Origin of the sequence: Massilia sp. 9I (genome assembly GCF_902506415.1) — a bacterium.
Taxonomy (GTDB): domain Bacteria; phylum Pseudomonadota; class Gammaproteobacteria; order Burkholderiales; family Burkholderiaceae_D; genus Telluria.
In genome coordinates this window covers 489,221-509,812 of sequence record NZ_LR733275.1, presented here as the reverse complement: position 1 = coordinate 509,812, position 20,592 = coordinate 489,221, and the positions used below count along the sequence as shown (strand labels likewise).

Sequence of the window (20,592 nt, the reverse complement as noted above, 5' to 3'; positions counted from 1 at the left end):
CACCCTACCAATCATTCAGCCAGCGTCGCCACCACCGGCGCATGATCCGACGGCTGCTCCCACTTGCGCGTCTCCCGGTCGATATGGCACGCGGTGCAGCGCTTGGCCAGTGCCTCCGTCAGCAGGATGTGGTCGATGCGCAGCCCGCGGTTGCGGCGGAAGGCCATCTGGCGGTAGTCCCACCAGCTGTACTGCTTTTCCGGCTGTTCGAACAGGCGGAAGGCATCAATCAGGCCGAGGTCCATCAGCTGCTGCAGCGCCGCGCGCTCGGGCGGGGTGAAGTGGATGTGGTTTTCCCACTCGGCCGGGTCGTGTACGTCGCGCGCCTCCGGCGCGATGTTGTAGTCGCCCAGCACCGCCAATTGCGGATGCGCGCGCATTTCCTCGGCCACCCAGGTGCGCAGGCCGTCCAGCCAGGCCATCTTGTAGGCGAACTTGTCGCTGCCGATTTCCTGTCCGTTCACCACGTAGGCGCACATGATGCGCATGCCCTTGATGGTCGCGGCGATCAGGCGCTGCTGCTCGTCCTCGAAGTGCGGGTTGCCTTTCTGGACGTCCTCGATCGGATGCTTCGACAGGATCGCCACCCCGTTATAGGTTTTCTGGCCGGTAAAGGCGACCTGGTAACCGACGGCATTCAGCTCTGCCAGCGGAAATTTATCGTCGGTGAGCTTGGTCTCCTGGATGCACAGGACGTCCACCGGGTTGGCCTCTAGCCACGTGAGCAGGTGCGGCAGGCGGACTTTCAGCGAGTTGACGTTCCAGGTGGCGATTTTCATGGGTGAACCGGGTGAGTTTCTTGGCCGGCAAGTATACCGCCTCTGTCCCATTTCAGACTAAACGCGGATTAATCGTCGGACTGCTCCTACGCTACCTATGGCGAACCTCTTATGTTGACTTTCCGATCATGCTCGTATGATCACTGCGCCCTGCAGATGCAAGGGCACTCGTGTGGTTTGACTCTGCGTTGGATAGGTATCTTGGAAAAAAATAAGCGTTTAATGGACGAGGTCGCGTCAATTGCCAGCCCTCGCGCGTCCGATTCGCAGTCCGTTCAGTTATTGGACATCACCCTTGCTGGCGTCAACTTCGTCAGCCCAAGCAGGCTGCCCTTCCATTCACCCGATACCTTGAGTCTGCGTTTCAGCCTGCCAGGCAAACCGCGGCTGCATTTCGCGGCGGTCCACCTGATGGCGCCGCCGATCCATGACGATTCGGGTTTTCGCTACACCGCCAAATTCGTGACGGTCGATCCTCATACCGTCGAGCACATCGTGCAGCTCTCGCGCCCCTATGGCATCGTTGCGGACGACGCGCGCATCCCCGACGCGCATGCGCTGCCAGGGCAGGGACAAACGGACCAGGCTTCCCGCAACTAGGGAAAATCGGGAAATATTCCCCGATCTGCATGCAAACTATGCCGCCTGAATAATTTGCATCGATGTGACACTTGTATGTATTCCGGATTTGCAGCAATTGTTGTTAAACCGCCTATAACGTTGCGTGCTGTGCAAGTGGCTATGCTAGAATAACTTAATAGAATACCAAACAAGCTTGCACTTTTATGCAGAACGGGCTGTAAAAGCGTTCGTAAAAGCATTAAACTAGCGCTGAAGCATTTAACACTGTTTCTGAGGATGAATATAGTATTGCGCTAGTGCAACTAACCTTGTACTATTTGCAGACTGAGAAACAGGTTCGGTTGTCATGTGTTCGACACGCGTGTGCGGACATATTGGCATGGTGCAAAGTGGTACTATTCGAAATCTTGTTTTTTCGATAGCAAATGAACCCGAACGCCGATTTACAAAGGACTGAAATGCGCACTGCATTCGAAGCTTGGGCCGCACGCGAAGGCCACATCACCCGCCGCCGCGAAGACAAGCCCGAGGAATACCTCGTCTATGAAACCCAGCGCCGCTGGGTGATCTGGCAGGCCGCCCTGACGCACGGCGCCAAGGCCGCCGCCGAGGCGCCATCGAAGTTCGCCAAGGAAGAGCAGAAGCCTGCCATCACGCAGGACGAAGCAGCCATGCGCAACCGCGTGCTCAACGAAGTGCTGGACGCGTTCAGCGAACTGGACGAAGCCGCCGGCATCGAGGGCGTGCTGAAAGTCATCCAGGGCCTCAAGAAGAAGCAGAAGGACCTGGCCGACACCAAGGCCTGATGTCCACACAGCGCTACCGCCACTACAAGGGCGGTATCTACGAGCTGGTCTGCGAAGCCGTCATGGAAGCAGACCACACGCCCGTGATGGTGTACCGTGGCGGGGATGGGGCCATCTGGGTCCGTCCGCGCGCCGCGTTCTTCGAGACCGTCGAGATCGGCGGCGCCGCCGTGCCGCGCTTCGCGGCGCTCCCTGAATAAATCTACCCTTCAGCAATCGCTGGGCGCTGCCGTTAATGGCAGCATGAAGCATTTTTCCTGTTTACTGCTGGCCGCGCCCTTGCTCCTGGGCGGCTGCGCCACCGTCTCCGATTCTCCCCAGCAGCAGCTCGAACTGCACGCGGTGCTCGATTACCGCGAAGTGGGCGGCGTCGGCTGCATCCTGAGCAACGACATGGGCCGCTGGTTCGTGGTCGCGCCGGGACGGGTGACCGTCACGCGCAGCACCAAGCCGTTGAATGTCAGCTGCAAGAAGGACGGCGCCGGCATGGCCCAGGAGAGCGTAGGCTCGCGCGCCGACATGGCGAACCTGATGGGCAACGTGGTGATCAGCGCCGGTGTCGGCCACCTGGTCGACCGCTATACGGGCGCGGGTTTTTCCTATCCGGCCAACCTGACGGTGCTGATGGAACCGATCCTGTCGCGCGAAGACCTGGCCGCGACGCAGAGGGTGCCAAGTCCGGTGTTCTGAACAAAAAAAAGCCCCGTCAAGGGGCTTTTTTGTTGATGAAATAATATTTCACCACAGGGCCCGAAATGAAAGAATATTTCATCCGGGCGCCTTTGCGAGATTACACGCGGTTCAGCAGGAAGGTGGTCAGCAGCGGCACCGGACGGCCGGTCGCGCCCTTGGCCGCGCCCGATTTCCAGGCGGTGCCGGCGATGTCCAGGTGGGCCCAGGTGTACTGGCGGGTGAAGTTCTCCAGGAAGCAGGCCGCGGTAATCGAGGCTGCGCCGGGGGTGCCGATGTTGGCCAGGTCGGCAAAGTTCGACTTCAGCTGCTCGTTGTAGTTTTCGCCAAGCGGGAAGCGCCATGCCACGTCGCCGGCCTGCTTGCCGGCGTCCAGCAGTTCCTGCGCCAGCGCGTCGTGCGCGTCGTCGTGGCGGGTGAACAGGCCGCTGGTGTGGTGGCCCAGGGCCACGATGCAGGCGCCGGTGAGCGTCGCGATGTCGACCACGGCGGCGGGCTTGAAGCGCTCGGCGTAGGTGAGGGCGTCGCACAGGATCAGGCGGCCTTCGGCGTCGGTGTTCAGGATCTCGATGGTGAGGCCGTTCATCGAGGTCACGATGTCGCCCGGCTTCGAGGCGCGGCCCGACGGCATGTTCTCGCAGGCGGCCACGATGCCGATCACGTTCAGCTTCAGGCCCATCTCGCCGATGGCGCGGAAGGTGCCCAGCACCGAGCCGGCGCCGCACATGTCGTACTTCATCTCGTCCATGCCGGGACCCGGCTTGATCGAGATGCCGCCGGTATCGAAGGTGATGCCCTTGCCGACCAGGACCACCGGCGCATCCTTCTTGTTGCCGCCCATGTGCTTGAGCACGATGAACTTCGGCGCTTCGTCGCTGCCCTTGGCCACCGACAGGAAGCTGCCCATCTTCAGGGCTTCCAGCTGCTTGCGCTCCAGCACTTCGATGTCGAAGCCGTACTCGTCGGCCAGCTGGCGCGCGGTGTTGGCCAGGTAGGTCGGGGTGCAGACGTTCGGCGACAGGTTGCCCAGTTCCTTGGTCAGCTGCATGCCGTTCGAGATCGCGACGGCCTGCGCCAGCGTGCCCTTGAGGGCGGTGGCGGCATTCGCGGCGTCGGCGGCGATGACGATCTTGCGCACGCCGGCAGGCGCCGGGTCTTTCTTGCTCTTCTGTGTATCAGTACGGTGCTCGGTCTCATTGGCGGCGATCACAATGCTGCGCACTGCCCAGTTGACGTCGCGGTCTTTCACATCCACCAGCGGGAATGCGATAATGGCATCCTGGCTGCCCAGGGTGCCGAAGACTTTCAGGGCTGCGCCGAGGGCGCTGCCGTAGCTTTTCTCGGTAATGGTTTCGTCGCTGCCCATGCCCACCAGCAGCACGCGTGCGGCGGCGACGCCGTTCACGCCGCGCAGCAGCAGGGTCGAACCGGCCTTGCCGCTGATGTCACCGGACTTGAGCGCGGCGGTGAGCTCGCCGCTGGCGTCGAGCGCCCTGGCAGCCTGCGACAGCTTTTTGTTCTCGAACACGGCCACTGCCAGTACGCCGGTTTTCGCGGCGGCCAGGGTGTTCTTGGTGTCGAATGCTTTTATGCTAAAGTCCATTTTTTTGGTTCTCCGTTTCGTGATTTTTGCGGCACTGACGCGGCGCACTGCCTAACCTGCAATTATAGCTACTTATTGAATGATCTTTCGACGCGCCCTGCAACGTGAACTGGTCAGCTCCGCCGGCGCCACCTTTACGGTGCTGTTCACGATCCTGGTCACCTGGACCCTGATCCGGGTCCTCGGCAAGGCCGCCGGCGGCAAGGTCGATTCGGCCGACGTGCTGGCCCTGATCGCGTTCGCGGTCCTGGATAACCTTCCGACCATTCTTACCCTCACCACCTTTATTTCGGTGCTGGCCGCGGTCACCCGCAGCTACCGCGATTCCGAGATGGTGGTGTGGTTCGCCTCCGGCATGTCGCTGCGGCGCTGGATTCTCCCGGTCCTCACTTTCGGCCTGCCGATCGCGGTGGTGGTCGGGGTGCTGTCGCTGGTGGTCACGCCCTGGGCCCAGGCCAAGCGCCTCGAGTTCGTCCAGCGCTTCGAGAGCCGCGAAGACCTCAAGCGCGTCGCGCCCGGCCAGTTCCGCGAATCGTCCTCGGCCGACCGCGTGTTCTTTGTCGAACGCTCGAGCGGCGACGCCACCGTGGTGCAGAACGTGTTCGTCAATTCGCAGGACAAGAACGGCACCTCGATCGTGGTCGCCAAGGAAGGCGTGATCGAGACCGATGCCAAGGGCGGCCAGTACCTGGTGCTGAGTAATGGCCGGCGCTACCAGGGTAAACCAGGCCAGGCCGACTTCCAGTCGATGGAATTCGAGCGCTACAAGATGCGCGTCGCTACCCGCGCGCCGGTGCTCGGCACCGACACGCCCAGCAACGCGCTGCCGACCGCGGTGCTGCTGCAGGTGGAAAACCAGTACACCCGCGCCGAGCTGCTCGACCGCATCTCGGCCCCGATCATCTGCCTGGTGCTGATGCTGCTGGCGATCCCGCTCGGCTTCGTCAACCCGCGCGCCGGCAGCTCGGCCAACATGATCCTGGCGCTGCTGATCTTCTTTACCTACCTGAACCTGAACAAGCTGATGGAAAACAGCGTCAAGCGCGCCAAGCTCGATTTCGACGTGGCCTGGTGGCCGCTGCACCTGGCGGCGGCGCTGACGGTGGCGGGCCTGTTCGCCTGGCGCCTGAACGTCAATCACCGCTGGCATCCGCTGGCGCTGCTGGGCGCCTGGAAGCGCCGCCGCGCGCCGCAACTGGCAGCGGCGACGCCGCTGGTGAAAGCGGAGGCCGAATGAGCATCCTGCAACGCTATTTCGCGGTCAACATCGCGCAGGCGACCGCCTTCGTGCTGGTCGCCTTCCTGGCCCTGATCTCCTTCATGGACCTCACCAGCGAACTGCCGGCGGTGGGGCGGGGCGGCTACGAGTTCCAGCACGCGATCATGTACGTGCTGCTGCTGGTCCCGGGGAACATCTACCAGGTGATGCCGGTCGCGGCTCTGCTCGGCACGATCTACACGATGGCGCAGTTCGCCTCGAGTTCGGAATTCACCATCATGCGCGCCTCGTCGATGTCGACGCGCATGGCGGGCTGGATGCTGTTCAAGATCGGCATCGTGCTGGTCCTGATCACCTTCGTGTTCGGCGAGCTGATCACGCCGCGCACGGCCCCGCTGGCCGAACGCGTGCGCCTGGCGGCCAAGGGCTCGGCGCTCTCGGCCGACTTCCGCTCGGGTATGTGGACTAAGGACAGTGTCCACAGCGAAGGAGTAAAGGGCCCGGTTGTCGGCACCCGCTTCTTCAACGTGCGCCAGATCCGTCCCGACGGCCAGCTGGACGACGTGCGCCTGTACGAGTTCGACGCCAACATGCGCATGCGCGCCCTGATCACCGCCAAGAGCGGCCGCTACAGCGGTAACAATACCTGGCGCCTGAACGACGTGATCGAGACCGTGTTCAGCAACAGCCGCACGCTGCCGGCGCCCGGCACGCCGGTGCCGCAGGGACAGTCGATCGCGGCCAGCTTCGGCCAGGAGACCGCGGCGGTGGCCACGCGCAAGCTCGACACGCTCGACCTGGCCTCGGAGATCACGCCCAAGATCCTGTCGGTGTCGCGTTCGGAACCCGAGCGCATGTCGGCCAACGAACTGGCGGCCTACACCCGCCACCTGGCCGAGAACCGCCAGGAGACCGAGCGCTTCAAGGTGGCCTTCTGGAAGAAGATCATCGATCCGCTGTCGATCCTGGTGCTGATGGCGCTGGCCTTGCCCTTCGCCTACCTGCACACCCGCAGCGGCGGCGTCAGCCTGAAGATTTTTGTCGGCATCATGATCGGCGTGGCCTTCCTGCTGCTCAATGCGCTGTTCTCGAGCCTGGGCGTGCTGACCGCGCTGCCGGCCTTCTTCACCGCGGCCGCGCCGAGTTTCCTGTTCCTGTTGCTGGCGATCGGCGCGCTGCGCTGGGTGGAGCGGCACTGATGAAGCGCGCACTCGTCCTGTTCGCGCACGGCGCCCGCGCCCAGAGCTGGGCCGCGCCCTTCGAGCGCCTGCGCGACCAATCGCAGGCGCGCCTGCCGGAGGTACGCGTCACGCTGGCCTTCCTGGAGCTGATGGAGCCGCGCCTGCCGGAGGCCGTGGCCGCGCTGGTGCAGGAGGGCGTCGATGACATTACCATCGTGCCGGTATTCCTGGGGCAGGGCGGGCACCTGCTGCGCGACCTGCCGCAGCTGGCCGACGGCATCCGCACCGCCCATCCCGGCCTGCGCCTGCAGGTCGCCGGCGCCATCGGCGAAGACCCCGGCGTGCAAGCGGCCATGACGGATTACTGCATCCGTTCGCTCGGCTAGCATAACAAAACGCTATTGCGGTTTTTGCAGTTTGCTGAGCAAGGAGACAACTCGCTTGCCCATTCTGCCAATATTCCGTTGTCTTTTTGTGTATTGATCGCTGGAAATTTAATTCCAGTCTTTAAATAGAAAATTCCGTGCGGCATCATGTTCCAACTCTCCAGGAACGATGCCATGAGCACAGAAATCACTGACTTCGCGCCGGTCGGCATCGTCGACGACCGCGACATCCTCTTCACCACCCTGCGCAGCGGCCAGCTGGCCGCCACCCTGAGCGCCATCGACACCGGCCCGCTCACCGGCGGGCGCTGGTTCATCGACAGCCAGTCGCGTCCGGGCCTGTTCAGCATTGCCTACAATCCGGCCGTCGACACCGCCGCACGCCTGCTGGTCAACGACGCCAGCCTGCTGCCCGAGGCCGGCGTGGGCGTCTCGGTCACCGTCCATTATTACGACCGCTACCAGCTCGACGGCAGCGGCAATCCGCTCGCGGGGCGCGGCATTGCCGAAACCCTAGTGTACACGGTGGAAGCGGGGACCTCCCATGAGCTGGACGGCTTGGGCGCCGACTTCACGCTGGGCGGCGCCGGCGCCGGCAGCCCGGCCCTGGCCAGCCTGGCGGGCGGCGGCTTCGCGGCCGTGTGGCAGGGCCCGGGCGGCGCGCTCTGGGCCCAGGTGCGCGATGCCGCTGGCGCCGCAAACGGCGCCGCCTTTACCCTTGCGGCGCAGGGCGCCGCGCCCGCGGTGGCTGCGCTGGGTGACGGCCGCTTCGCCGTCGCCTATGCCACCGACGCCGGCATCGCCTGGCGCATCGCCGGCGCCGACGGCAGTCTCGGTCCAGAGCACCTCGCCGTAAGCAGGGGCAGCGACACCGCGATGCCCGATCTGGTCGCCCTGGGCGACGGTTCGCTCGCCATCGCCTGGCGCGCCGGCGGCCAGGTGCACGTGCAGCAGGTGGACGCGGGCGGCAGTACTATCGGCGCTGAGAAAGTATTCGGCACCCTCGGCAGCGCCTTCAGTCCGAGCCTGACGGCGCTCGGATCCGGCTATGCCGTCAGCTGGGGCGAGATCGGCGACGGCAACGTGTACGCCGCGCTGCCGGGCGGCGCGACCGTGCAGGTGAGCAGCGACGGCCTGGCCGCAAGTGTCAGCACCGCCGCGCCGCTGCCCGAGATCGTGGCGCTGGCCGACGGCAGCTTCGTGGTGGCCTGGGACAGCTATACCAACTCGCCCTTCGGCTTCGCGATCAGCGACATCTTCTTCCAGCGCTTCGACGCCGCCGGCGCGCCGCTCGGCGCCGTCACCCAGGCCAACGTCGACAGCGGCGGCGGGCGCTTCGCAGCCCGGCTCTCCGCTTTCGACGACGGTAGCTTCATGCTGGCATGGCAGGCAGAGGCTGGGGACTTCGACGCCAACGGCGTGTTCGGGCGCCGCTTCGACGCGGGCGGCAACGCGCTCGACCTGCGCGAATTCGGCATCAACGAAGCACGCGCCGGCGACCAGGCCAGTCCGGCCTTGACGGCGCTCGCGCATGGCGGCTTCGCGGCCGCCTGGATCGATACCCAGGATGGTGGAGCGGCCCAGGTCGAAGCGCGAGTGCTGGCCGGGACGCCGCCTGCGTCCGGCGGCGCGGGCAGCGGCGCCCAGACCGGCACGCCGCCCGGCGGTGGCGTGGGCCTGCCGCCGCCCGCAGTACCTGATCCGGTGGTGCCTGATCCTGTCGTGCCGCCGCCCGTCGTGCTGGATCCGATCGTGCCGGCGCCGACGCCGGAACCTGTCGTGCCGACGCCGGCGCCCGCACCCGTGATCCCGGCTCCCGTCCCGGCCGCACCGGCGCCAGCCCCGGCTCCGGCGCCGAGCGTCCCACCGGTCGTCGCCATGCCGCCCCCGCCGGTGCTGACTCCGGTGCCGAAGGTCGAAGTCAGCGGCCACGTCGGCGCAGACCTGATCCGCGCCGGCAGTGGCGCCGGCAACCAGCGCATCGACGCACTCGATGGTCTCGACACTGTCAGCTATGCCGGCGCCAAGGCCGGATTCACGCTGCAGCGGGGAGTCGACGGCGTCAACGTGGCCGACAAGGCCGGGGCCAGCGACCTGCTGGTGAACGTCGAACGCATCGCTTTCACCGACGTCGCGGTGGCCCTCGATATCGACGGCGCCGCCGGCCAGGCCTATCGCCTGTACGCCGCCGCGTTTGACCGCGCACCCGATAAGGCTGGCATCGGCTACTGGATCGGCATGATGGACGCGGGCGCCGGCCTGCGCCAGGTGGCGGCGGCGTTTGCAGCCAGCAGCGAGTTCGCGCACCTGTACGGGACCGCGACCAGCGACAGCCGGTTCGTCGAGCTCCTGTACGACAACGTGCTGCACCGCGCGGCAGAAGGCGCCGGCCGCGACTTCTGGGTCGCGTCGCTCTCGGTGCACGGCGTCTCGCGCGCCGAGGTCCTGGCCCAGTTCAGCGAAAGCGCGGAGAACCAGGCGCAGGTGATCGCCGCGATCCGGGACGGTATCGACTACCTGCCGTGGGCATGAGGACAACTCAGTTGGCAGGCATGTTATCCAGTCTGCCAACTGTCTTGGGAAGGCAGCAATCTTGTGTTGGGTTTGCGCTTCATTGCCGTAAGGAATTTGATTTCCCACTGTAAAAAAATGTTGGCGTAGGGCATCATTAATTCATCCAGCGCTTCCTGCGCCGCACCTACCGAGCCAACATTCCATGAGCACCGACACCGATTACGCCCCAGTAGGCATCATCGACGACCGCGATACGCTGTTGACGAGCCTGCGCACCGGCGACACCGCCGCCATCCTGACCCCGATCGACTTCGGCGTGCTGACCAGCGGCCGCTGGGTGATCGACGCACAGTCGATCCCGGGCCTGTTCACGATCTCGTACAACCCGGCCACCGACACTTCCGCGCGCCTGGTGGTCGCCAACGCTGCACTGATGCCGGCGGCCGGCACGCCGGTCACCGTCACCGCCCACTACTACGACCGCTACCAGATCGACGGCTACGGCAACCCGATCCCGGGCCGCGGTTTTGCCGAGACCCTGGTGTACACGGTGGAAGCGGGCAGCACGCGCGAACTGAACGGCTTCGGCAGCGACATCGCGCAAGGCAGTAGCAGCAGCGCCGCCAACCCGGCGCTGGCCACGCTGCAGGACGGCGGCTTCGCCGCGGTCTGGCAGGGCGCCGACAATGCGATCTGGGCGCGCGTCTCGGACGCCGCCGGCAACGCCCGTACCGCGGCGTTTGCGCTAACCCCGTCGTGGGACGGCGTGGCCGAGGGCCAGCCCGCGGTGGCCGCGCTGAGCGGCGGCCGCTTCGTGACCGCATACACGACCTCAAGCGGCGGCCAGCCGCGCATCGCCTTCAAGATCGCCGACGTGGGCGGCAACCAGGCCGGCGAAGTGCTGGTCGGTGGCGCCGCAGCGGATGCCGCCATGCCCGACGTCGTGACCCTGCGCGACGGTTCCTTCGCCGTCGCCTGGCGCGCCGGCGGCCAGGTTCATGTGCGCGTGATGGACGCGAACGGCAACGCACTGGGCGCGGAAGCCGTCTACGGTACCCTCGGCACCGCCTTCAGCCCGAGCATCGCCGCCACCGGCGCGGGCTACACCGTAAGCTGGGGCGAGATCGGCGACGGCAACGTCTACGTGGCGGCGCAGGGCGGGGCGGCGGCCATCGTCAGCGGCGACGGCCTGGCGGCCAGCCTCAGCACCGCGGCGCCGCTGCCGAGCATCGCCACGCTGGCGGACGGCGGCTACGTGATCGCCTGGGACAGCTACGCCAACGAGCCGATCGGCTTCTCGATGAGCGACATCTTCTTCCAGCGCTACGACGCCGCGGGCAACAAGGTCGGCGCGCTCACCCAGGCCAACCTGGATAGTGGCGGTGGGCGTTACGAGGCGACCGTTACCGCCTTGTCCGACGGCGGCTTCGTGGTGGCCTGGCAATCGGGCAGCGGCGACTTCGACGCCAACGGCGTCTTCGGCCGCCGCTTCGACGCCGGCGGCTACCCCATCGACCAGCGTGAGTTCGCCATCAACGAAGCGCGTGCCGGCGACCAGGCCAGCCCGGAACTGACGGCCCTGGCAAACGGCGGTTTCGCCGCCGCCTGGGTCGACACCGCAGCCAGCGGCACCACGCAGGTCGAAGTGCGCGTGCTCACCGGCGGCATGGACATCGGCGGCGGCAGCGCCGCGATGAGCGACAGCGGCAAGCACCTGGTCGCCGGTGTCGGCAGCGAGCGCCTGGACGGCATGGGCGGCGTGGACACCGTCAGCTATGCGGGTCTGCGCAGCGGCTTCACCGTGCTGCGCGATCCGGGTGCGAGCGGCACCGCCACCGTGATCGATAACGTCGGCCAGAGCGGCGTCGACACCCTCGTCAGCGTCGAGCGCATCGCCTTCAGCGACGTCTCGGTCGCGCTGGACATCGATGGCATCGCCGGCAAGGCCTACCGCCTGTACCAGGCCGCCTTCAACCGCACGCCGGACAAGGAGGGCGTGGGCTACTGGATCAAGCAGATGGATGCGGGCCAGTCGCTGGAGCAGGTCGCGGCCGGCTTCGCGGGCAGCGCCGAGTTCAAGCAGCTGTACGGCGCCAACGCCAGCGACGCCCAGTTCGTCGAACTCCTGTACAACAACGTGCTGCACCGTTCGGCGGAGGGCGCGGGACGCGACTACTGGATGATGGCGCTGGGCGAGCAGCACGTGCCGCGCGCGCAGGTGCTGTCCTACTTCAGCGAAAGCGGCGAGAACCAGGCGCAGGTGATCGGGGCGATCCAGAACGGGATCGAGTTTACGCCGTGGGCGTGAGAGAGCCTTAGAGCGCGCGCTATTAATCGGGTGGCTGGTGCTCGCGCATCGCGAGCGCCTCACCGAGCATCACCAACACCGGACCATGGCCCGGCTCCAGTCCGCGTGCCAGGTCCGTCAGCGTCATGCGCACGATCCGCTCGTCGGCCCGGCTGCAGTTTTCCACGATGACCACCGGCAGGTCCGAGCGCCGTCCTTCCGCCAGCAGGCGCTCGGCGGTGGCGGCAGCTTCGCGGCCGCCCATGTACTGGACCAGGGTGTCGGTTTCCGGCAGGGCAGGATGATCGGGTTCGTCCGGCGCGGTGCTGGACGTGAAGAAGGCGACGCTGCGCGCCACGCCGCGCTTGGTCAGCGGCTGTTTGGTCGCAGCGGCGGCGGCCACCGCGGTGGTGATGCCGGGCACGACTTCCACTTCGATGCCGGCAGCTTCCAGCGCGCGCAGTTCCTCGTCGGCGCGCCCGAACAGCATCGGGTCGCCGCCCTTCAGGCGCACGATGTGCCTGAACTTGCGCGCACAGTCGACCAGCTGCTGGTTGATCAGGGTTTGCGCGGTGGAGCGTTGGCCAGAGCGCTTGCCGACCGAGATCAGCTCGGCCTGGCGGCACAAGTCCAGCATCTCGGGCGTCACCAGGGCGTCGTAGAGCACGACGTCGGCCTGCGCCAGCAGGCGCGCGCCACGCACGGTGATGAGATCCGCCGCGCCGGGGCCGGCCCCGACCAGATAGACTTTTCCCAGCACCGCCATACAAGTCCTTCGCTTATTGATCCAGTCGGATCATACCCGCTGCGACGGTCTGGTGGGTGACTTCGTCGATCAGGATGAAGGCGCCGGTAGCGCGGTTGTCGGCGTAGGCGTCGGCCGCCAGCGGCTGCTGGACGGTCAGCTGCACGGTGGCGATGTCGTTCAGTTTCAGGCCATCAGCTGCGTGACGCTGCTGGGTGTTGACGTCCAGGATGCTGTCGACCTGCTTGATCTTGGCGCCGGTCTGGCGGGTGCCGTGCTTGATCCAGTACTTGCGGCGCGCATCCAGCGGCTCGTCCGACATCCAGCACACGTCGGCCACGACCTGCTTGAGCTGGGCCGCCGGCTGCTCGGCGCTTGCCAGCAGGTCGCCGCGCGAGATGTCCAGGTATTCGTTCAGCAGCAGCGTGATCGACTGGCCGGCCGTGGCGGTCTGCAGCGAGCCGTCGAAGGTCACGATCTCCTTCACGGTCGCTTGTTGCCCCGATGGCTGCACGACGAGTTTATCCCCAACCGAGACCTTGCCCGATTCGATGCGGCCCATATAGCCGCGGAAGTCGTTCGCTTCGTGGCCGTTGTGGCGCGCCACCAGCTGCACCGGGAAGCGGAAGGGCGCGTCGTGCGATTCGTCGTAGACGGACAAGGCTTCCAGCAGCTCGATCAGGGTCGGGCCCTGGTACCATGCCATGTTGTCCGAGTTCGTCACCACGTTGTCGCCGCTGAGTGCCGACAGTGGAATCGCGGTGACGTCCTTCAGGCCCAGCGAATCGGCGAACTCGCGGTAGGCCGCGACGATGCGCTCGTACACGGTCTGGTCGTAGTTCACCAGGTCCATCTTGTTGACGGCCACGATCACGTGCTCGATCTGCAGCAGCTTGGCAATCGTCGAGTGGCGCTTGGTCTGGGTCAGCAGCGCGACGCTGCCGTCGTCGCCGAGCTTCACCTTTGAGACGTCCACCAGGATGATCACGGCGTCGGCGGTCGAGGCGCCGGTCACCATGTTGCGGGTGTACTGCTCGTGGCCCGGGGTGTCGGCGATGATGAACTTGCGCTTCGGGGTCGCGAAGTAGCGGTAGGCCACGTCGATGGTGATGCCCTGTTCGCGTTCGGCTTCCAGGCCGTCGGTCAGAAGCGACAGGTCGATGGTGTCGCCCACGGTGCGCTTGTGCTTCGAGCGCGAGACGGCGGCCAGCTGGTCGGCGAAGATGCCCTTGCTGTCGTACAGCAGGCGGCCGATCAGGGTGCTCTTGCCGTCGTCGACGGAACCCGCGGTGATGAAGCGCAGCAGGCCTCTTTGGTTGAGATTGTCGGTCATGGCGTTCATCAGAAATATCCTTGCTTCTTGCGTTTTTCCATCGAGGCTTCGGAGGTCTGGTCGTCCATCCGGGTCGCGCCGCGCTCGGTCACTTCGGTGACGGCGGTTTCGGCGATGATGTTGTCCACGGTGCTGGCGGTCGAGGCGACCGGGCAGGTGCAGGAGATGTCGCCCACGGTACGGAAGCGCACGGTGCGGGTCTCGACCTGCTCGCCATCGCGCGCCGGGGTCAGGGGTGTAAGCGGCACCAGCAGGCCGTTACGCGGGATCACCTGGCGCTCGTGCGCGAAGTAGATCGAGGGCAGGGCCAGCTTCTCGCGGGCGATGTACTGCCACACATCGAGTTCGGTCCAGTTCGAGATCGGGAACACGCGCATGTTCTCGCCCGGGTGGACGCGGGTGTTATACAGGTCCCACAGTTCCGGACGCTGGGCCTTCGGGTCCCACTGGCCGAATTCGTCGCGGAAGGAGAAGATGCGCTCCTTGGCGCGCGCCTTCTCTTCGTCGCGGCGGGCGCCGCCGATGCAGGCATCGAAACCGTGTTCGGCGATGGTTTCCAGCAGGGTAACGGCCTGGGCCGCGTTGCGCGAGTCGGTTGCCTGGTTGCGCAGGCGTACGGTGCCGCGCTTGATCGAATCCTCGACCGAGCCGACGATCAGGCGCTCGCCCAACTCAAGCACACGGGCGTCGCGGAAGGCGATGACCTCGTCGAAGTTGTGGCCGGTATCGATGTGCACCAGCGGGAAGGGGAATTTACCCGGGCGGAAAGCCTTCTCGGCCAGGCGCAGCAGGACAACCGAATCCTTGCCGCCCGAGAAGAGCAGGGCGGGGTTGCTGCATTCGGCTGCCACTTCGCGCAGGATGTGGATGGCCTCGGATTCCAGGGCGTCGAGGTGGCGTGCGTTCACGTCGGTGAGCACGGCGGGATTGTCGAGAAGGGTCGTCATGGTTGTTCTATCTGTTGGTGGAAGCTTCAGGCCGCCACGGATTTGATGCGAATGAGTTTGCCGTCGACCACGTGCAGGCCGCATTCCTTCGATTCGGGGTTTTCCCACCACCAGCGGCCGGCGCGCACGTCCTCGCCCGGCTGGATCGCGCGGGTGCAGGGCTCGCAGCCGATCGACGGATAGCCGCGGTCGTGGAGGGCGTTGTAGGGCACCTTGTTGGCGCGCAGGTACTCCCACACGTTTTCCTCCGACCAGTCGGCCAGCGGATTGAACTTCTGCAGGCCGTGCGCTGCGTCGTCTTCCTGCACGGCCAGTTCGGCGCGGGTGGTCGACTGCGCGCGGCGCTGGCCGGTGATCCAGGCCTTGTTGCCGGCCAGGGCGCGGCCAAGAGGCTCGACCTTGCGCACGCGGCAGCATTCCTTGCGCATCTCGACGCTGTCGTAGAAGGCGTTCAGGCCGTTCTGCGCCACGTAGGCTTCGATCGCTTCAGGCTGAGGCTTGAACAGGGCGATCTCATAACCGTAGGTGTCGCGCACACGGTTCAGCATGTCGAGGGTTTCGGCATGCAGGCGCCCGGTCTCGAGCGAGAAGATCCCGATCGGCAGTTGCGCTTTCAGGATCAGGTCGGTCAGGACCATGTCCTCGGCCGCCAGGCTCGATGCGAACACGGCGGGCGAGAAATCGCGGGCGATGCGCGCCAGGATGGCTTGGGTTTCCTCGACGCGGTGGTGCAGGTCGCTCATGATGCTTTCCTCAGATGCCCGCGCCGATATCGGTCAGCTCAGGCGGCGTGCCACGTGGCGCGCGGCGGAACAGCGGCAGCGGCTGGTCGACCGAAGCCTGGTAGGTTTCCGAGAACACGGTCAGGCCCTTGAGCGCATCGTGGATGCTGCGGTCCTGGCGGGTGGCGAAAGCATCGAAGCCGACGCGCGACAGGGGCCACAGCTGGTCGCGCAGCACGTCGCCGATGGCGCGCAGTTCGCCGGTATAGGCGAGGCGCTTGCGCAGGTTGAAGGCGGTCGAGTAGCCGCGGCCGTCCGAGAACTTCGGGAAGTCGACGGCGATCACGCCGAAGCGGCCCAGGTCTTCCTTGATGGCGGCTGCCTGTTCGTCCGGGGCCAGCCAGACGCCGATGGCGGCGCGGCCGCTCAGCGCGGCGCGCTGCGCCTGCCACACGGTCAAGGGCACGATGAACTTGCCTTCCGGGACTTCGACGGCTTCCGGCGTTTCGCCCTCGGCCAGGCGCAGCACGGTCCAGTCGTCGTCGACCACTTCGCGGTGTTTGATGATCTGCTTGTGCAGGACAAAATTAGGCATAGTGGTCTTCCCCAACCAGTTCGCCCGCCGCGATCGGCGTGGCATACACATATTCTTTGAACGGCGCGATGCCGAGACGCTGCACGGTATCGACGAAGCGTTCGCCTTCGAAGCGCTCGCGCACATACACTTCCAGCAGGCGGCCGACCACTTCCGGCATCTGCTGCGCCGAGAAGGACGGGCCGATGATCTTGCCGATCGCCGAGTTGTTGCCCTGCGAGCCGCCGATCGACACCTGGTACCACTCGCTGCCGTCCTTGTCGACGCCGAGGATGCCGATGGCGCCCACGTGGTGGTGGCCGCAGGCGTTGATGCAGCCCGAGATGTTCAGTTCGATGTCGCCGATATCGTGCTGGAAGTCGAGGTTGTCGAAGCGTTCCGCGATGGCGGCCGCGATCGGGATCGACTTGGCATTCGCCAGCGAGCAGAAGTCGCCGCCCGGGCAGGAGATGATGTCGGTCAGCAGGCCGATGTTCGGCGTCGCCAGGCCCTTGGCCTTGGCCAGCTGCCACAGCTCGAATAGTTTCGACTGCTCGACGTCGGCCAGCACCAGGTTCTGCTCGTGGGTCACGCGCAGTTCGCCGAAGCTGTACTTGTCGGCGAGATCCGCCACGAAGTCCATCTGCTCGGAGGTCGCGTCGCCCGGCGGCACGCCGGTTTTCTTCAGCGACAGCACCACGGCGGCATAGCCCGGCACCTTGTGCGGCTTGACGTTGCGGTTGAGCCAGTTGGCGAAAGCGCGGTTGTCCGGATGCGCCGCGGTCGGGTCGGTGTCTTCCAGCGTGGCATAGCCGTGCGGCTGGAACCATTGCGCGACGCGGTCGAATTCTTCCTGGGTCAGGGTTTCCGGACCATCCTTCAGGTCAACCCATTCAGCTTCGACCTGGCGGGTGAATTCTTCCACGCCCAGGGCTTTCAGCAGGATCTTGATGCGGGCCTTGTACTTGTTGTCGCGGCGGCCGTGCTGGTTATACACGCGCATCACGGCTTCGGTATAGGTCAGCAGGTGCTGCCACGGCAGGAAGTCGCGGATGACCGAACCCAGGATCGGGGTACGGCCCATGCCGCCGCCGGCCATGAACTTGAAGCCGACTTCGCCCGCCTCGTTACGCACCAGGGTCAGGCCGATGTCGTGGACGGCGATCGCGGCGCGGTCTTCCACGGCGCCGTTGATCGCCACCTTGAACTTGCGCGGCAGGGCGATGAACTCGGGGTGGAAGGTGCTCCACTGGCGCAGGATTTCGGCGAAGGGACGCGGATCGATGATCTCGTCGGCGGCGACGCCGGCGAATTCGTCGGTGGTGATGTTGCGGATGCAGTTGCCGGAGGTCTGGATGGCGTGCATTTCCACCGAGGCCAGGTCTTCCAGGATGCTTGGCGTTTGTTCCAGGTCAATCCAGTTGTACTGGATGTTCTGGCGGGTGGTGAAATGGCCATAGCCGCGGTCGTACTTGCGGGCAATATGAGCGAACATGCGCATCTGCTTCGATGCCAGCAGGCCGTAGGGCACGGCGACGCGCAGCATGTAGGCGTGGCGCTGCATGTAGAGGCCGTTCTGCAGGCGCAGCGGCAGGAATTCTTCTTCGGTCAGCTCACCGTTCAGGCGGCGCTCCACCTGGCTGCTGTACTGCGCGATGCGTTCGCGCACGATGAGATGGTCGTAGTGGTCGTAGCGGTACATGGTCTCGTCCAGTGTGGGTAGACCAATTGCTACACTGTCCACCCGATAAATGATTAGCCAAGTGTACGGACCACTCTATATATTCCAAACTACGGAGATTTCATTTGCTTATATGCGTAACTTGAATAAGCATCTTAAAATGTCGTCTGCTGACACAAACACAAGACCCAAAAACACTTCATGAATCTTCACCAGCTGCGCTTTGTGCGCGAAGCCGTCCGCCAGAACTACAACCTGACCGATGCGGCCAAGGCGCTGTTCACCTCCCAGCCCGGGGTCTCGAAAGCCATCATCGAGCTCGAGGAAGAGCTGGGCGTTGACATTTTTACACGCCACGGCAAGCGCATCCGCGGGCTGACCGAGCCGGGCCGCCTGGTGCTGCAGTCGGTCGAACTGATCATGCAGGAGATCGACAGCCTCAAGCGCATCGGCAAGGAGTACGCCGCCCACGACAGCGGCAGCTTCACCATCGCCACCACCCATACCCAGGCGCGTTACATGCTGCCCAAGGTGGTGCAGGCGTTCATGCAGAAATTCCCCAAGGTGCGCTTGTCTTTATTGCAAGGTAATCCCAAGCAGATCGCCGACATGGTCAAGAACGACCAGGCGGACCTCGCCATCGCCACCGAGTCAATCGCCGCCATCGAGGGCCTGATCACGCTGCCGTGCTACCAGTGGGAACACGTACTGGTGGTGCCGCCGGAGCACGCGCTGACGCGCTCTAAGGCGGTGTCGCTGGAAGAGATCGCCAGCTACCCGGTGATCACCTACGACGCGGCCTTTGCCGGGCGCAGCAAGATCGATCATGCCTTCGGCCTGCGCAACCTGAAGCCGGACGTGCTGCTGGAAGCCATCGACGCCGACGTCATCAAGACCTATGTCGAGCTGGGCATGGGCGTCGGCATCATCGCCGGCATGGCCTTCGACCCCGAGCGCGACCGCAACCTGCGCGCCATTCCCGTCGGCCAGCTGTTTGGCATGAACATCTCGAGGGTGGCGGTGAAGCAGGGCGCCTACCTGCGCAGCTATATCTATACTTTCATCGAACTGCTGGCGCCGACCCTGAACCGCAAGATGGTCGAGTCCGCCATGCGCGGCGGCGAAAACTACGAACTGTAAGAATCAAGGAAATACCAATGAGCAATAACCCTGTCGCAGACTTCTACACCGCCATCGCGGAACACTACGACGCCCAGTTTCACGACGAAAGCGACGAAGACCGCCAGGACGACCTCGACGACGTGGCCGAGCAGGTTGCCGAACTGATGCGCGATCACACCGTGCTCGAGTTGGGCTGCGGCACCGGCTTCTTCACCGACGTAATCGCCGAGACGGCGAAATCGGTGCTGGCCACCGACATCAGCGAAGCGATGCTGGACGTCGCGCGCGAGCACGGCGAAGGCCTGGAGAATGTGGAATACCGCGTGGTCGACGCGCTGAACCTGCCGACCGACATCGGTAAATTCAGCGCGGTGTTCGCCGGTTTCCTGTGGTCGCATTTCACGAAAGACCAGCAGGACGCCTTCCTGGCCGGCCTGCGCGCGCGCATCGGCAAGGACACGTTGCTGGTGCTGATCGACGACGAATACGTCGAAGGCGCCAGCCCGACCACCGCACGCACCGACGCCCAGGGCAATACCTTCGCCCAATTCGTCGATGCGGACGGCAAACGCCACGAGCTGCCCAAGAATTACCCGACCGACAGCGCCCTGCGCAAGCGCCTCGGCACGGCGGTCCGCGAGATCAAGATCGGCCGCTGGGACAGCTGCTGGGCGCTGACCTGCCGCCTGAAGTAAGAGCTACCGTTAGCAGATCGTCGCACCGGCGGAGGCCGGTGCCCAAGTCCGTCGTGCCGCCAGGGCAGGCCTAGAAACCGCGGCCCATCCCCATCCCGATACTGCCGCCGCCGGAGGGACTTGCACCGCCGGGTCCGTTGCGGCCACCACGTCCCCCACGTTCACCTCCTTCCGGCTTGCTGCCCCGTTCCGGGCGGCCTTCGCCCGGTCCCGGCGGCTGGCGCTCGAGCATGCTCCTGAAGCGCACCAGCACCAGCGCGCGCTGGCGGTCGTCGAGGGCGTCGTTCATGGTGAACCAGATCTCGCGCAATTCCTTGTCTTCGTCGTGGACCGAGGCGGCATCGTCGGCGAGCGCCGCGGCGAGCGTCCTGATTTCCACTCCCGGTTCGGCCGCCAGCTTGCGCGACGCGGCATCCAGTTCGTCGCGCCGCTCCTTGCGCAGCCGAAGGATGGCGCGCGTCTTGCGCAGGCTTTGTTCCCACAGCAGGTTCTGGTTGTCGGTCAGGCCGAGTTCTTTCTTGATCTCCGGCGCCTGCATGAGGAGCTCGTCGGCGCGCCAGTCGGTAACGGGGACGGCGTAGGCGAGGGACTGGGTGCAGAGGAAGGCGGCGGCGAGGGCGAAGGTGGCGAGTTTCATGGTGTCGGTCGAAAAGCGGGGAGTTCATTCTCTGTTGCCTGACCGTTAAGCGCGGTTGCTCATCTGTAAGGAAATGTTGCAGGCACCGT

Annotated in this window: 20 protein-coding genes; 11 read left to right on the top strand and 9 right to left on the bottom strand. The window is 65.2% G+C overall.

The features are described 5' to 3' along the window. Nucleotides 1-11: 11 nt before the first annotated feature. Nucleotides 12-779 carry an exodeoxyribonuclease III gene (gene xth / locus GV068_RS02320; RefSeq protein ID WP_159695815.1) on the bottom strand — a complete coding sequence of 256 codons (768 nt, stop codon included), beginning with the start codon at nt 777-779 and terminating at the stop codon, nt 12-14. A gap of 201 nt (nt 780-980) precedes the next feature. On the opposite strand from xth, the gene GV068_RS02315 reads away from it, so the two are divergent. From GV068_RS02315 to GV068_RS02300, 4 genes are all read left to right on the top strand, one after another. Then, nucleotides 981-1,379 (top strand): hypothetical protein, encoded by a 399-nt coding sequence (locus GV068_RS02315; protein ID WP_159695814.1) that lies wholly within the window; start codon nt 981-983, stop codon nt 1,377-1,379. Between the two features lie 440 nt (nt 1,380-1,819). Continuing rightward, nucleotides 1,820-2,167: a hypothetical protein gene (locus GV068_RS02310; protein WP_159695813.1), complete on the top strand. Its 348-nt coding sequence runs from the start codon at nt 1,820-1,822 to the stop codon at nt 2,165-2,167. After that, nucleotides 2,167-2,367, top strand: coding sequence for a DUF1653 domain-containing protein (locus GV068_RS02305; protein ID WP_159695812.1), 201 nt, complete (start codon nt 2,167-2,169; stop codon nt 2,365-2,367). Before GV068_RS02310 ends, GV068_RS02305 begins: the two co-directional genes overlap by 1 nt. A 43-nt stretch (nt 2,368-2,410) precedes the next feature. After that, nucleotides 2,411-2,857, top strand: a complete 447-nt coding sequence (locus GV068_RS02300; protein ID WP_159695811.1) for a hypothetical protein — start codon at nt 2,411-2,413, stop codon at nt 2,855-2,857. Between the two features lie 100 nt (nt 2,858-2,957). On the opposite strand, the gene GV068_RS02295 is transcribed toward GV068_RS02300, so the two are convergent. Then, nucleotides 2,958-4,460 (bottom strand): leucyl aminopeptidase, encoded by a 1,503-nt coding sequence (locus tag GV068_RS02295; RefSeq protein WP_159695810.1) that lies wholly within the window; start codon nt 4,458-4,460, stop codon nt 2,958-2,960. A gap of 79 nt (nt 4,461-4,539) precedes the next feature. Between GV068_RS02295 and lptF the strand changes: the two genes are divergently transcribed. The 5 genes from lptF to GV068_RS02270 all read left to right on the top strand — a co-directional run bounded on the left by lptF (nt 4,540) and on the right by GV068_RS02270 (nt 12,068). After that, nucleotides 4,540-5,697, top strand: coding sequence for an LPS export ABC transporter permease LptF (gene lptF / locus GV068_RS02290; RefSeq protein ID WP_159695809.1), 1,158 nt, complete (start codon nt 4,540-4,542; stop codon nt 5,695-5,697). Beyond that, nucleotides 5,694-6,878 (top strand): LPS export ABC transporter permease LptG, encoded by a 1,185-nt coding sequence (gene lptG, locus GV068_RS02285; protein ID WP_159695808.1) that lies wholly within the window; start codon nt 5,694-5,696, stop codon nt 6,876-6,878. The genes lptF and lptG overlap by 4 nt, the downstream gene beginning before the upstream one ends. After that, nucleotides 6,878-7,246 (top strand): sirohydrochlorin chelatase, encoded by a 369-nt coding sequence (locus GV068_RS02280; RefSeq protein WP_159695807.1) that lies wholly within the window; start codon nt 6,878-6,880, stop codon nt 7,244-7,246. Before lptG ends, GV068_RS02280 begins: the two co-directional genes overlap by 1 nt. A 174-nt stretch (nt 7,247-7,420) precedes the next feature. After that, nucleotides 7,421-9,778, top strand: coding sequence for a DUF4214 domain-containing protein (locus tag GV068_RS02275; RefSeq protein WP_159695806.1), 2,358 nt, complete (start codon nt 7,421-7,423; stop codon nt 9,776-9,778). Nucleotides 9,779-9,962: 184 nt separating this feature from the next. Then, nucleotides 9,963-12,068: a DUF4214 domain-containing protein gene (locus GV068_RS02270; protein WP_159695805.1), complete on the top strand. Its 2,106-nt coding sequence runs from the start codon at nt 9,963-9,965 to the stop codon at nt 12,066-12,068. 22 nt (nt 12,069-12,090) lie between these two features. Here the strand turns inward: GV068_RS02270 and cobA are convergent, their stop codons facing one another. Genes cobA through GV068_RS02240 form a run of 6 tightly spaced genes read right to left on the bottom strand, consistent with a single transcriptional unit; the run spans nt 12,091 to nt 18,070 of the window. Then, complete coding sequence (cobA, locus tag GV068_RS02265; RefSeq protein ID WP_159695804.1) at nt 12,091-12,813, bottom strand: uroporphyrinogen-III C-methyltransferase; 723 nt, start codon at nt 12,811-12,813, stop codon at nt 12,091-12,093. A 13-nt stretch (nt 12,814-12,826) separates the two neighbouring features. After that, a complete protein-coding gene (locus GV068_RS02260) occupies nt 12,827-14,134 on the bottom strand; it encodes a sulfate adenylyltransferase subunit 1 (RefSeq protein WP_159695803.1) in 1,308 nt (435 codons plus the stop codon). Next, on the bottom strand, nt 14,134-15,072 hold the full coding sequence (cysD, locus tag GV068_RS02255) for a sulfate adenylyltransferase subunit CysD (protein ID WP_159695802.1): 939 nt from the start codon (nt 15,070-15,072) through the stop codon (nt 14,134-14,136). Before cysD ends, GV068_RS02260 begins: the two co-directional genes overlap by 1 nt. A gap of 26 nt (nt 15,073-15,098) precedes the next feature. Then, nucleotides 15,099-15,815 (bottom strand): phosphoadenylyl-sulfate reductase, encoded by a 717-nt coding sequence (locus GV068_RS02250; protein WP_159695801.1) that lies wholly within the window; start codon nt 15,813-15,815, stop codon nt 15,099-15,101. A 10-nt stretch (nt 15,816-15,825) separates the two neighbouring features. Beyond that, nucleotides 15,826-16,389 carry a DUF934 domain-containing protein gene (locus GV068_RS02245; protein WP_159695800.1) on the bottom strand — a complete coding sequence of 188 codons (564 nt, stop codon included), beginning with the start codon at nt 16,387-16,389 and terminating at the stop codon, nt 15,826-15,828. Further along, the gene (locus tag GV068_RS02240; RefSeq protein ID WP_159695799.1) at nt 16,382-18,070 is read right to left on the bottom strand and encodes a nitrite/sulfite reductase; all 1,689 of its coding nucleotides are present in this window, start codon (nt 18,068-18,070) and stop codon (nt 16,382-16,384) included. The genes GV068_RS02245 and GV068_RS02240 overlap by 8 nt, the downstream gene beginning before the upstream one ends. 180 nt (nt 18,071-18,250) lie before the next feature. On the opposite strand from GV068_RS02240, the gene GV068_RS02235 reads away from it, so the two are divergent. Further along, the gene (locus GV068_RS02235) at nt 18,251-19,189 is read left to right on the top strand and encodes a CysB family HTH-type transcriptional regulator (RefSeq protein ID WP_159695798.1); all 939 of its coding nucleotides are present in this window, start codon (nt 18,251-18,253) and stop codon (nt 19,187-19,189) included. A gap of 17 nt (nt 19,190-19,206) precedes the next feature. Then, on the top strand, nt 19,207-19,866 hold the full coding sequence (locus GV068_RS02230) for a class I SAM-dependent methyltransferase (RefSeq protein WP_159695797.1): 660 nt from the start codon (nt 19,207-19,209) through the stop codon (nt 19,864-19,866). 70 nt (nt 19,867-19,936) lie between these two features. Here the strand turns inward: GV068_RS02230 and GV068_RS02225 are convergent, their stop codons facing one another. Further along, nucleotides 19,937-20,503, bottom strand: coding sequence for a hypothetical protein (locus tag GV068_RS02225; RefSeq protein ID WP_159695796.1), 567 nt, complete (start codon nt 20,501-20,503; stop codon nt 19,937-19,939). Between the last annotated feature and the right edge of the window lie 89 nt (nt 20,504-20,592).